Source organism: Cobetia sp. 5-25-4-2 (assembly GCF_013374075.1).
Lineage (GTDB): Bacteria > Pseudomonadota > Gammaproteobacteria > Pseudomonadales > Halomonadaceae > Cobetia > Cobetia marina.
Map to the genome: position 1 here is coordinate 96,232 of NZ_BLWK01000006.1, position 12,233 is coordinate 108,464.

A 12,233-nucleotide genomic window follows, 5' to 3' on the forward strand; every position below is an offset into this window, starting at 1 on the left:
TCAGAGAGTTTCAACTGCAAACCAATGTGTCGCGCCATGTCACACCGGAAATGGCGTAGCCATCAGGCATGAAAAAGGCACTGTGCGAGTCGCATCAGTGCCTTTTTCGATCAATGTTGGCCGGCTTGGAAAGCGCCGCTCAGACGCCGTGAGGAATCACCGGCAGAATCGCCAGCCCCGTGTGCCGAGATGGAAATGATCCCGATGTGCCGCGTTGTAATCTGGCCCCAGCACGGTGCCGAAGCTCTCGCAGGCAGCGTCCTGCACGGCGCGCAGGAAACGCCCCGGGGCATCCTCATCCTCTGGTGCCGTCCAGTCGCGTGGCAGGCGGACCTGACGCCCATCCGCCAGCGTGAAGCCTGAGACATCCAGCGCATCTGCGGTGGCATGCTCACTGCGACGTGCGTTCTCCCGCCCATAGATGTTGCGACAGGCATAGCTCCCCAGATGGGTCACCTGCGTCACCCTACTCCCCATCACCTCCTGCGCCGCCGTCTGCAGGCCATGGCGCTCGAAACGCAACCAGCTCACGGCCAATGGACAGCTGGCGATGAAGGACTGGTTGAAGCGAACGCCCTGTCCCTTGCCCGTGTCCCCGGGCACGGCATGCATGCGCACGCTGTTGATGAGCCCACAGCCACTGTCACTAGGGCGATCTGGCAGAAAGGTCACCCGTTGCGGGGCTTCCCGCTCGAGAAAGGCGCGACAGGCGGCCGGGTCATCGTCGAGTCGTGAGAGCTTCCAGCCGGTCAGCATGCCGGGCGGGTCGGCCAGCTGCAGAGGCGTCCACGGCAGATGATGCGCGGGTATCCAGCGTGACAGCACGAGGATGTCCCGCTGAAGCGCGACGCCCAGCAGGATGACTGCCAGGCAGATCAGCGTGACCCACCGGCCCTTGCGTCCTGCCTTGCGTTGCGGTCTATCCATGACATGTCTCCTCTTCGTGGCTCGAGTCCCTCGTCGCCGTGCTCGGCTCCCGGCATGCCCGAGACATCTCCCATGCATGCCATATCAGAAACAGTGAAATGAAGGATGAGGCGCTGCCAGACACTCGCCTGTCCACTATGCTGGGCGCAATCCAGCAGAGCGGTCAGACGCACCCTGATGGGCCGCGATTCTCTGGCTGTTTCTGCACGGCAACGCGATTTCAGGAGCGAACATGACGACAGCATCCACCTCACGACTGGGCAGGATACCGCTCTCGGTGCTGGACCTTGCCCCCATCCGAGACACCGGCAGTGTTGCCGAAACCTTCCACAATAGCGTCAGCCTCGCCCAGCATGTCGAAGCGCTGGGCTTTCATCGCCTGTGGCTGGCAGAGCATCACAACATCGATGGGATCGCCAGTGCCGCGACATCAGTGCTGATCGGCCATGTCGCCGGCAAGACATCACGTCTGAGAGTCGGCTCCGGCGGCATCATGCTGCCCAACCATCCCCCTCTGGTGGTGGCCGAGCAGTTCGGTACCCTGGCCACGCTCTATCCTGACCGCATCGACCTGGGACTCGGGCGAGCGCCGGGCTCCGACGGCATCACCATGCAGGCGATGCGCCGCGATCCCTCCGCCGGCGTGCACGACTTCCCTCAGCGGCTGGCCGAGCTTGAGCAGTACCTGGGCGAGGCTTCCCCCGCTCAGCGCGTCAAGGCCATGCCGGGTCAGGGCACGCATGTGCCCCTGTGGCTGTTGGGGTCGAGTGATTTCAGTGCACGCCTGGCGGCCGAGAAGGGACTGCCCTTCGCCTTCGCCGGCCAGTTCGCGCCCGGCTACATGCTGGAGGCCATCCGGCTCTATCGTGAGAACTTCACGCCCTCCGAGGTGCTGGACGCGCCCTACGTGATGCTCGGCCTGCCGTTGATCGCCGCCGAGAGCGATGAACGCGCCCACTTCCTGGCCAGCACCCAGCAACAGAAGTTCCTCAACCTGATCCGCGGTGAGAGCACGCGCGCCTTGCCACCCCGCGAGACGCTGGACTGGTCAGCGCGTGAGGAAGCCATGGTCGGCCAGAATCTTGCAGCCGCCATCATCGGTGGGCCTGAGCGCATTCACCGCGAACTCGAGCACTTGCTGGAAGTGACGCAGGCGGACGAATTGATGTTCAACTCGGACTTCTATGACCACGCGGACCGTCTGAAGAGCTACGAGATACTGGCCGAGGTCGCCAGGCGTTGACCGAAAGGGGATTTCCCCACCACGCCCCACCCTCCTGCCCCACGCAAGACGCCGCCCACATGACATGTGAGCGGCGTCTTGCTGTCAGAGCACAGGCTCGGCTCAATGATGATCGCGCGGATTCACTCGGCGATTCTTGACGTCCGGCGCACGACGGATGCGGTCTTCCTCGGCCAGGCTATCAGCCTCGAAGACATCCGCACCGACCGGTGTCTCGCCATGACGGCGATAGAGCTGGCTGAGCATCTGGCGGCGGTCTGCACGCAGCTCCTTCACCAGCACCACGATCATTCCGTAAAGAATGAAGGTGAAGGGCAAGGCCGAGAGGACAGAGGCCGACTGCAGGCCCTTGAGACCGCCCGTCGAGATCAGCGTCAGACAGATGGCCGCGATCAGCACGCCCCAGACCACACGCTTGTAGAGCGGCGGGTTGATCGAGCCGGCGTCCGTCATCTGCGCCACGATATAGGAAGCCGAATCCGCCGACGTCACCAGGAACACGAAGATCAGCAATATCGCGACAACGGACAGCACATTGCTGAAGGGCATCAGATCGAACATCTCGAACAGCGCGGACGTGATGTTGGCATCCGTTGCGGCAGCCAGTCCGACATCCCCGCCCAGCTCCATGTTGAGCGCCGCGCCACCGAAGACACCGATCCACAGACAGGCCAGCAGCGGCGGCACGATCAGCACGCCCACCACATATTCCTTGATGGTACGTCCCCGCGAGACACGCGCCACGAAGGTGCCGACGAAGGGTGACCAGGCGATGACCCATGCCCAGTAGAAGACGGTCCAGGAACTGTTCCAGTCATTGCCGTCATAGGGCGACATGCGCAGACTCATGCCGATGAAGTTCTGCAGATAATCGCCGATCCCCAGCGTGATCGTCTTGAGGATATCCAGCGTCGGCCCGGTGAACAGCACATAGAGCATCAGCGCGATGCAGATGCTCATGTTGAGGTTGGACAGCCGCTTGATGCCCTTGTCGAGCCCGGACCAGGTCGAGGCCATGTAGGCACAGAACATCACCCCCATGATGATGAACTGCCACTGCCAGCTCTCCTCCACTCCGAAGACGAAGTGCAGACCACCATTCATCTGCAACACACCAAGCCCCAGCGACGTCGCGACCCCCATCACGGTGGCCACCACCGCGAAGACATCCAAAACTGGCCCGTAGCGGCGCACCTTGGGGTGCTTGGCCGTCACGGACGACAGCACCGAGGAGACCAGCCCCGCCTGCCCTTTCCTGAACTGGAAATAGGCGATGATCAGCCCGACGACCGAGAAGGCGGCCCACTGATGGACGCCCCAGTTGAAGAAGGCATATTGGATGGCGTAGCGCGCGGACTCAGGCGTCTCCCCCGGCATGTCACCGAAGGGAGGCTTCAGATAGTGCTGCATGGGCTCTGCCATGCCGTAGAACACCAGCCCGACCCCGAACCCCGCCGCCAACAGCATGCTGACCCAGGAAAAGAAGCTGTAGGAAGGCCGACAATCCTGCGGCCCGAGGCGGATCTTGCCGTATTTGCTCAGCGCGAGGCTGACCAGAAAGATCACGAAACCAAAGACGGAAATCAGATAGAACCAGCCGAACATGCTGGTCACGGCGCCAAGCGCCTGATCAGCCAATTCACCGAAACGGGTGGGGAATCCTGCCCCCAACGCGACCAGACCCAGAATGATGATGACTGACGCGCTGAATACGCGCTTTCCTCCAGATGTCATATATCGCTACTCCCTGTTAGCTGTGACAGCGGTGAGGTGGATCGCGCACCAGCGAGAAACGAGTAGCGCTATCGCCAACGAATATTCGCAGTGCCTTGTAGACATGACTCTGATTCCCCAGAACTTCAAGGGCTAGCGACGGAAAACTTGCGTCTGGCCGGCGCTGGGTGCGCCAAGGGGCAGGCAGATGACGGGTATCATCCTGATATCGGAAAGCGGTGTGAGAATTCATGGCAGGCGAAGCTTGCCAGATGATGCCTGACAGGCAGCTCCTGACAGGCAGCTCCCGACAGGCATTGGCGAGCACGCCGAAAGACTTCTACATTACTTGTACACAAGTGATAGAAAGATGACCTGCCACGGAGAGAATCCCCGATGCCTGTTCAAGCCTCCACCTCGCGCCACACGGCGAATACCGAGACTGCCACCCTCCCTACAACGCCCCCTGACACGCTGCATGTCAGCTCACTTGCCGAGCGGCAGGCTGAGGCCAGCATGACGCTCGACTCCCTGTCGCGCGCCCTGCAACAGGGCATGGTGCCGGTCGTCGAGGTCATGTCATTGGATGGCATCTACAAGGTGCGCATTCACCACTGCCACGGCATTTCCGATCTGACTCGCCTTGATGGCAAGGCCCTGTGGTTCAAGGGCACGGGAGAGATACGCGATCTGATGAGATCGCGGGGCATCAGTCACGGCGTGCTGACCTGGGCGGATCAGTGGGGGGATGAGATGATCGGCATGGTGTCGCGCTCCCTCACTCAGGAGGAATTGCTGGCCTGGGGAACGCGGATCTGCTTTCGCTAGCGATGACACGCCCAACGCCTCACAGGCTCTGTGGGGCTCTCCGGCAAGCACGCCCTTCTGCCACCAGCTCCTGCTGTCAGCTCCCACTGCTACGTCCCACGACAAGACAGGCCCCCGGAGAGACTCCGGGGGCCTGTCTTGTCGTCTTGCTTTCTCGCGTCACTCTCGCGTCACGCTTGCATCACCCTCGCGTCACCCTCCCGCCGACGCCGCTGACCTCCCCTGTCGACACCCAAGGATAGACACCGAGGGTTGGACACTGGCCAGGCTCAAACCTCGGCCGCTTCTGGCGCAGTCTCGGGATGCCTTTCCAGCAGCGCCAGCAGGTGGGCCTTGCGTGCCTTGAACAACTCACGGTGCTCATAGTCTCGCTTGTAGGTTTGCTTGGAGACCACGGCCGTCTCGAACACCTCGAACGGTGCACCATTGCTGGCGAAGCGGTTGTCCAGCGCCATGAACGCCTCGATCAGAGAGGGCGTGTAGTACTGACGCAGGCTCTCGTTGAAGAAGTAGCCCACCGAGAAATACGGCATGAAACCGTGGCGCTCGGCGTCCCGAACGAAATCGGCATACAGCAGCGTGGGATGCTGACGTCCGATCCCCAGCTTCGCGTGGTTCTTGGCACGATTGGACACGAACACGGCCGTCTGGCGTGGCTGGAACAGATGCTCCACGAACAGTGCCAGAACCCGCGTGACCACCGGGGACCCTTGCCGGGCAGCAATGAACCAGGCTTCCACGGGCCGGCTGGGCGCCTTGTGCTGACGGAAGGTGAAGACGCCATGTCTGGCGGTGGCGCCGGGCAACCATGTCTCGAGCGGCGCCAGGCAGAACGTCGTGGCATCCGCCCAGATGCCACCGAAGCGACTCAACAGATAGAGTCTGAGAACATCCGTCTTCATCGCCATCGACAGCCTGACGGTGGATAGCTCGAACGCCGCCATGAGGTCCACGCCCAGCACCTGCTCGAGATTGTCAGCGTTCAACAGGCGCACTTCGTGGTCCGGATTCTGTCTCTGCCAGGATGCCACGCTCAACTGCACCACTTCCGGCGCCTCTTGTAGCGGGGCATGCCAATACATCCAGATGATCTTCTCGACGCCCTGCTGCTCTTCGCTCGCCTGATGTCCGCTCGTCTGGCATTCGCACGCGGCGCGCAGATGCTCAAGCGCCGCAGAGGCTTGCTGATGCCGAGGGGTGCCGGGCTCAAGCTGGTCAATGCCGTAATGGGCGTCGTAACGACGACTGAACCAGGGGACACGCTTGCGCAGCCAATAGCCCTTGTTTTCAAAGGTATCACTGGCAATGAAGGCGTTGATCATCACGATTTCCGAAAGACGAAGAGGTAGCTCCAGAAGCCACGAGGGAGCGATGAATGGACAGGACTGCCGGCATCTCGACACGCGACGATGTCAGGCACAGCGGCTTGCGGCGCTGTGGCGACACCCTTGTGACGCTTTTTCGATGACGGCACTCCCGCGATGTTACAACAGCCAGCCAGTGCCGTCCTGCGGGTTCATGATGTCAGTCGTTCACCTCGGACGGCATCGTGTCATGCCGGCTCCTGCACCTGGTGGCCGGCCTCCCGGCAGCGTTCGGGGAATTCCTCCCAATGCTTGATGAGCTGCCAGGCGCCGGTATCCCGCAGCACCTCGGCGTGGCCCGGCGGAATGTGGCTGGCCCCCAGATGCCCCACGACCTTGAGACCCGCAGCCACGGCTGCCTGCATCCCAGTGCGGCTATCCTCCACCACCAGGCATTCCTCGGCGGAACGCCCCAGCGTCTTGAGGGCGAGCAGATAGAGGTCGGGCGCCGGCTTGGGGTTGATGACGTCATCGGAGGTGAAGATCGGCAGTTCGCGGTCGCCATTGGCCGCGGCGATCTCGTCCAGAATGCCACGCAGTCCCGAGCTCTCGAGGTTGATCTTCATGCGTGAGGCGGAGCTGTTGGACACCACCGCCAGAGGCAGGCGCTGATCGCGAATCCACTCGAGCGTCTTCACCACGCCCGGCATGGCCTCGAGGCCATTGGCGAGACGCTGATCCACCTCCAGACGAACCTGCTCCAGGGCATCGGCCGGCAGGCGATGCTGACTGCGGCCTTCCAGGTCCACCAGGATGTCGCGCGTCATCATCCCCAGGCAGCGATCCAGCTCATGCTCGATCTGCTCGCTCGTGCCGAGATCCGGCAGCCACAGCGGCAGCTTCTCCTTGAGCACGCCGTCGGCAATGATCTCGCTATCGACCAGGACTCCATCACAATCAAATATCAGCTGTTTCATTCAATCTCCAGGCAATCAAAGGGAGGTGCATGGCATCGGCCTGTCACCCGAGGGGGCTTGTCAGGGCAACGATGACGCCATGACAGTCATCATTTCCCTCATTCATGAGGGCGGAGGCGACACAAGGCAATCCTTGAGCACGAATTGCCGTGTTTCGAACGTCACCATCGCGCATCCCTTGACCTCGCCAAGCAAGATGCACTGCAATGAGAAGGTGTGACAGGGATTCTCACTTACTCGAGACGACCACGCAGGAGGAAGTATGCATCATCGTACGTCCACCCCATGCCATCACGCCTCACACTCCACGCGCGGCTTCGGCACTGGCCTGCTCGCTGGTGCGGCCGCGGCGACCGCCTTCTTTCTGGGACGCCGTCTCAACCGTGCTCGCAAGGTCAGCAGCGGCCATCCGCTCAAGCACCAGGTGCTGGACGCGGCCTCGCAGGTCATGCAACGCAAGTACCCGATGGAAGCGATGAGCACCTACCTCAACGGTTTCCATCACTACGCCGATGACATGGGCCGCCAGGTGGAAGCCAGTCATTTCTGCATCCATCTGGAACATGATCTCCACCAGTGCGTCATCTTCGATTCCAACCGCAGCGACGCACGTCTGATCGGGATCGAGTACATCATCAGCGCCGAACGTTACGAGCGACTCCCCGAAGAAGAGAAGCCGCTCTGGCACAGCCATCACTATGAGGTGAAGTCCGGCATCCTGGTGGCTCCGGGCATCCCGGAACTGGCCGAGCGCAGTTACTTCGAGGATCTGGTCACGACCTACGGCAAGACCTTCCACACCTGGCAGATCGACCGCGACGACTTCCCCTACGGGATTCCGCAACTGATGATGGCCTTCACCCGTGACGGCCAGATCGACGAGGAGCTGATGAAGCGCCGCGATGAACGCCTGGGCATCAGCACCGAGGAGCGGCGCAGCAAGCGTGCGGATATCGCGATGCCCAAGGTCAGTCCGAAGGCCAATGGCGGCCCGACACCGCCTGACAGCGAGTCGCATCAGCCGCCTCGCGAGAGCCTGGACGACCAGCGCTGACCCTCTCTCGACAGCGAATGACGCGACTCATGACAGCACTCATGACAGGGCGCCCGGCAATTGCCGGGCGCCCTGTCATCTAAGCAAACCACTCGGGGTGGCTTCTTCTCGGCACCACCTCGATCGTGGCGGTCGTGCTGGTTGTCGCTCTGGTCGTCGTGCTAATCGTCGCTCTGGTTGTCGTGCCGCGGTTTTCCCTCGCGTGAGGTGGAGGCCATCTTCTCGAGTTCCTCCTCGCTCATGGAGTCGTACATCGAACGCGCAGCGCCCTCCAGCTCGCTCGCCTTCTGCTCTCCCCGGCGCGCGGCCAACGCCGCTCCTGCTGCCATCTGCTGTGCCCTGGACTTGGCTGGCATGACTCTCCTCCCGTCACTCTGGATGACTTTCATGCGCCATGATCGGCGCCAGCGAGCCTGACGCGGTGGCTCGCTGTCATGCTCATTCACCGCCATGCGGCTCTCCCGCGAGCTTTTCAAGCCTCGACAAGCCTTGAGTTTCTCCCCGCTGACCCAAGGCCATGAACAACAGACCACGTCTTGTCTGCGATGCGCCAGCCACAGCGTACCGCTCATCCATGCAAGCGCCATATGCCATCCATCGATAGGCCCCGTTCACCCGCAGGAGAGCCGCCATGCCCGACGCCGAATTCCCCCTCGACCTGACGCCACATTCCGCCCAGGATGACCTGACCACCCTGGACGCCGAGCAGCTGTCGCGCGGCTATCAACGTGGCCAGTTCGACCCTCTGCAAGTGACACAGGCAATGCTCGCCCGTATCGAGCGACTCAATCCGGCGGTCAACGCCTACGTGCATGTCGCACATGACACGGCGCTGGAGGCGGCGCATCACGCCAGACAGCGCTGGCAGGCGGGCAAGCCCCTGAGCCCGCTCGATGGCATCCCGACCTCGCTGAAGGATCTCACCGATGTCGCCGGCATGCCGGCGCGCGAGGGCTCGCTCACCACGGTAGCCACGCCCTGTCAGCAGGACGCCCCTCCGGTGCGGCGCCTGCGCGAGGCAGGCGCGATTCTGCTGGGCAAGACCAATACCCCCGAGTTCGGCTGGAAGGCCGTCACCGACAATCGCGTGCATGGCGCCACCGGCAATGCCTGGAATACCGCGCTGACCCCGGGCGGCTCTTCAGGGGGTGCGGCCACCGCCGCCGCCCTGAACCTGGGAGTCCTGCATCAGGGCGGGGATTCCGGCGGGTCAATTCGCATTCCCGCCGCCTTCAGTGGTGTCTTCGGCTTCAAGCCCACCTTCGGCTGGACAGCCCAGTGGCCTCCCGCCCAGGCCGCGTCCCTGTCCAGTATCGGGCCGCTCACCCGCAGCCCGCGCGACGCCGCCGCCATGCTCAATGTCATCGGCCGTCATGATCCACAGGACCCCTACGCCACCCGCGGACAACCCGAGGATTGGGGCGTGGAGATCGGTACGCCACTGACAGGACTGCGAATCGCCTACTCCCCGCGCCTCGGGCAGGCCGATGTCGACCCCGAGATCGCCAGTCGGGTAGCACGCGCCGCAGAGCGTCTGGCGGGGCTTGGCGCCGAGATCGTGGAGGTCGATCCCCCCATCGACTCAAGCCTCGAGATGTTTCGCAAGATCTGGTTCACCGCGTCGCTAGGGGTCTGGGAAGGCTGCGATGCCCGCCAGCGCGAACAGCTCGACCCCGGCCTGGTCGAGAATGCCATGCGTGCCCGCGACTGGACCTCGCTTGAGTTGTTCGAGGCCTTCGAGGCCAGGCACCGGCTCACCCAACAGCTTGAGCGCTTCCATCAGGACTACCCTCTGCTGCTGACGCCAAGCGTCGCCGTCCTCCCCTTCGCACTGAATCATCAGGTGCCGCCCGCCAGCCAATGGCACGACTGGGAGGAATGGACGCCGTTCTCGTACCCCTTCAATCTGAGCGGCCAACCCGCCGCCTCGGTCCCCTGCGGATTCACCTCGCAGGGGCTGCCGGTCGGCTTTCAGCTGGCAGGCGCCAGGCACGCTGACGTCCATCTCCTGAAAGCAGCCACCGCCTATATGGACGCCTACCCGACCGCGCACCCCGCCGAGCCCTACCGCCCGAAGTGAGATCGCGCGGCCGCACTGGCTGACCGGCGACCTTCACAGACGACAACGCCCGCCACTGCCCCTTCATCAGGGGCGGTGGCGGGCGTTGGCATGTGATGCCTGTCACCCAGGCAAGAGGCAATTTCCGGGGCTATTCAAAAGTCTATTTCAATACGCCATGCAAAAGGCGATTCACATGACGGCGGCCCCGCGAACTCACCCGATTACTTGAGCGAATCCTGATTGCCGATGCGGGCCATCATCTCGGTGAACATCTGGATGTCCAGCAGCAGATTGTCGACACGCTTGAACTCTTCAGAGGTATGCCCGGTATAGGTCTCGCCCGGCATCGACGGCCCGAAGTTGATCGCATTGGGCAGCAGCTTGGCGGTCGTGCTCCCCGCCGAGGAACGCGGTTCGGCATCGAGTCCCGTGGTATCGCCGAAGATGTTGAGCAGCGTCTGGAGCCAGGCACCGCTGGGGTCACGCAGCATCCAGTCGCGAATCTCGACGTTCAGCGCCACGTCCATGCCCTGCTCCTTGGCATAGGCTGTGAGCTTTTCCTTGATCACCTGGCTGAGTTCCTCAGGCGACTTCTCGCCCGCCGGAGCCCGCACGTTGACCGCGACACGCAGCGCGTCGTCCTCCTTCTCCAGATAGGTCGGCGTCACCTTGAGCGGCCCCATGAAATCATGGGAGTAGGCAATGCCCAGCAGCTTGCCATGATAATCCAGCCCGTAATTGTCATTCAGGTAGTGCACGGCATCTTCATAGGCACTGTCCTGGAAATCGATACCGGAGGTGGCCAGCAGTCCCGCCAGCCGTGTCACCGGATTCACGCCATTGGCCGGTGCCGATGAGTGGGCCGACTTGCCCGTCACCGTGACGATGACATCCTCGCCCTTCACTTCACTGGCGACGCTGAAATCCTTGCCGTGCTCGTTGACGTAACGGCTGCCAAGCGCTTCCAGCTTGTGGTTGAGCGCCTTGGCGCCCGCGGCATCACTGGCGTGCAGGGTGGCGACGGAGCGCTCGGGAATCTGGTTGGTCGCAAGTCCCCCCTTGAAGGAAGTGATCGCCGGCAGGGCATCCGCCGCCTGCCCCGTCTGTGTCTCGCGTGCCAGCGGGAAGCGCGCATCGATGGTGCCGAAGCCATTCTCGGCAGTGATTGCCGGATAGCCGCTGTCCAGCACGATGTTGTATTCGGGCAGCGCGTTGTGCGCCTTGTAATAGGCGAAGCCCTCACCGCCGGTCTCTTCCGTCGTCTCGATCATCAGACGAATGGTGCGCTTGACCGGCACCGCATTCTCCTTGAGAGACTTCATGGCATACAGCGCCGCGGCGATGGAGGCCTTGTCATCCTCGGTGCCACGCCCGTACAGCTTGCCATCGATCTCGGTGACCTCGAACGGATCCAGGTGGGTGCCATCCTCAAGCGTCCAGCCCTCCTGGTCCGCCGGCACCACATCCCCGTGGGTGAGAATGCCGAACACATCCTCCCCCGTCCCCTTGAGCTCCACCTCGAAGACCCGGTCATCCACGTTGCGGAACGTCAAGCCGAATGCCTCGGCCTTGTCCTTGATCAACTCACCGAAACGCGAGATCTCGGGGTTTTCATGCTGGGGTTTCTCACCGACCTTGAAGGTCGGGATCGCGACCATTTCCTTGAGCAGCTCCTGGACGTCATCGCCATACTGCAGTCGGTTGTAGACCCCCAGCAGGCGATAGACGTTGACGAAGTCATCCCCCTCCAGCGACTCGCCGGCCAGATAGTGGTCAATGGCACCGGAAACCGCGCTGTCTTCCTGATTGCGTTCCGCGACCTGCTTGAGGAAACCGTTGAAGTCTGCCGCCAGTGTCTCCTGCCCCTGCTCGACCAGACTGGCCAGCTGCTCATGCTTGAGCGTGTGCTCGCCCTGCGGCGCGCGCTTGCCAGTGTCATCGGCTGCCATCGGCTCATCTGCGCTGACAGGCAGCGCGCTGCCAAGCCCGAGCGCCAGGCCCAGCGCAAGGGCTGTCTGACGGGAGGTGGCGTGAGTGGCTATTCGGGTACTCATGGGCATGTGCATCCTTGTATTGGGCAGGTATCCACGTCATCAATGGCCTGACGGCAGGAGGTGGGAGCAAG

Annotated in this window: 10 protein-coding genes; 4 read left to right on the forward strand and 6 right to left on the reverse strand. The window is 62.6% G+C overall.

Annotated features, from left to right (window positions below; translation table 11 throughout):
* Positions 1-156: 156 nt before the first annotated feature.
* Complete coding sequence (locus tag HXS65_RS13140; RefSeq protein ID WP_176494096.1) at positions 157-927, reverse strand: extensin family protein; 771 nt, start codon at positions 925-927, stop codon at positions 157-159.
* 232 nt (positions 928-1,159) lie between these two features.
* On the opposite strand from HXS65_RS13140, the gene HXS65_RS13145 reads away from it, so the two are divergent.
* Complete coding sequence (locus HXS65_RS13145; RefSeq protein ID WP_176494097.1) at positions 1,160-2,170, forward strand: LLM class flavin-dependent oxidoreductase; 1,011 nt, start codon at positions 1,160-1,162, stop codon at positions 2,168-2,170.
* Between the two features lie 102 nt (positions 2,171-2,272).
* Here the strand turns inward: HXS65_RS13145 and HXS65_RS13150 are convergent, their stop codons facing one another.
* Positions 2,273-3,904: a BCCT family transporter gene (locus HXS65_RS13150; protein WP_077371258.1), complete on the reverse strand. Its 1,632-nt coding sequence runs from the start codon at positions 3,902-3,904 to the stop codon at positions 2,273-2,275.
* A 375-nt stretch (positions 3,905-4,279) separates the two neighbouring features.
* Between HXS65_RS13150 and HXS65_RS13155 the strand changes: the two genes are divergently transcribed.
* Positions 4,280-4,711: a hypothetical protein gene (locus HXS65_RS13155; RefSeq protein ID WP_255304516.1), complete on the forward strand. Its 432-nt coding sequence runs from the start codon at positions 4,280-4,282 to the stop codon at positions 4,709-4,711.
* Positions 4,712-4,980: 269 nt separating this feature from the next.
* Here HXS65_RS13155 and HXS65_RS13160 read toward each other — a convergent pair whose 3' ends face one another.
* Entirely contained in the window at positions 4,981-6,033 is a 1,053-nt protein-coding gene (locus HXS65_RS13160; RefSeq protein WP_176494098.1) for a capsular polysaccharide synthesis protein, read from the reverse strand.
* 230 nt (positions 6,034-6,263) lie between these two features.
* A complete protein-coding gene (locus tag HXS65_RS13165; RefSeq protein ID WP_176494099.1) occupies positions 6,264-6,992 on the reverse strand; it encodes an HAD family phosphatase in 729 nt (242 codons plus the stop codon).
* 262 nt (positions 6,993-7,254) lie between these two features.
* Between HXS65_RS13165 and HXS65_RS13170 the strand changes: the two genes are divergently transcribed.
* On the forward strand, positions 7,255-8,046 hold the full coding sequence (locus HXS65_RS13170; protein ID WP_176494100.1) for an OBAP family protein: 792 nt from the start codon (positions 7,255-7,257) through the stop codon (positions 8,044-8,046).
* A gap of 161 nt (positions 8,047-8,207) precedes the next feature.
* Here the strand turns inward: HXS65_RS13170 and HXS65_RS13175 are convergent, their stop codons facing one another.
* Positions 8,208-8,402, reverse strand: a complete 195-nt coding sequence (locus tag HXS65_RS13175; RefSeq protein WP_077371330.1) for a DUF3008 family protein — start codon at positions 8,400-8,402, stop codon at positions 8,208-8,210.
* 275 nt (positions 8,403-8,677) lie between these two features.
* On the opposite strand from HXS65_RS13175, the gene HXS65_RS13180 reads away from it, so the two are divergent.
* Positions 8,678-10,126 (forward strand): amidase, encoded by a 1,449-nt coding sequence (locus HXS65_RS13180; RefSeq protein WP_176494101.1) that lies wholly within the window; start codon positions 8,678-8,680, stop codon positions 10,124-10,126.
* A gap of 203 nt (positions 10,127-10,329) precedes the next feature.
* Here the strand turns inward: HXS65_RS13180 and HXS65_RS13185 are convergent, their stop codons facing one another.
* Positions 10,330-12,162, reverse strand: a complete 1,833-nt coding sequence (locus tag HXS65_RS13185) for a dipeptidase (RefSeq protein ID WP_255304517.1) — start codon at positions 12,160-12,162, stop codon at positions 10,330-10,332.
* Positions 12,163-12,233 lie beyond the last annotated feature (71 nt).

What these genes read in the sequence shown, in the direction of transcription:
- HXS65_RS13140 (WP_176494096.1), bottom strand. Translation starts at nt 927, where the DNA reads ATGGATAGACCGCAACGCAAGGCAGGACGCAAGGGCCGGTGGGTCACG.
- HXS65_RS13145 (WP_176494097.1), top strand. Translation starts at nt 1,160, where the DNA reads ATGACGACAGCATCCACCTCACGACTGGGCAGGATACCGCTCTCGGTG.
- HXS65_RS13150 (WP_077371258.1), bottom strand. Translation starts at nt 3,904, where the DNA reads ATGACATCTGGAGGAAAGCGCGTATTCAGCGCGTCAGTCATCATCATT.
- HXS65_RS13155 (WP_255304516.1), top strand. Translation starts at nt 4,280, where the DNA reads ATGCCTGTTCAAGCCTCCACCTCGCGCCACACGGCGAATACCGAGACT.
- HXS65_RS13160 (WP_176494098.1), bottom strand. Translation starts at nt 6,033, where the DNA reads ATGATCAACGCCTTCATTGCCAGTGATACCTTTGAAAACAAGGGCTAT.
- HXS65_RS13165 (WP_176494099.1), bottom strand. Translation starts at nt 6,992, where the DNA reads ATGAAACAGCTGATATTTGATTGTGATGGAGTCCTGGTCGATAGCGAG.
- HXS65_RS13170 (WP_176494100.1), top strand. Translation starts at nt 7,255, where the DNA reads ATGCATCATCGTACGTCCACCCCATGCCATCACGCCTCACACTCCACG.
- HXS65_RS13175 (WP_077371330.1), bottom strand. Translation starts at nt 8,402, where the DNA reads ATGCCAGCCAAGTCCAGGGCACAGCAGATGGCAGCAGGAGCGGCGTTG.
- HXS65_RS13180 (WP_176494101.1), top strand. Translation starts at nt 8,678, where the DNA reads ATGCCCGACGCCGAATTCCCCCTCGACCTGACGCCACATTCCGCCCAG.
- HXS65_RS13185 (WP_255304517.1), bottom strand. Translation starts at nt 12,162, where the DNA reads ATGAGTACCCGAATAGCCACTCACGCCACCTCCCGTCAGACAGCCCTT.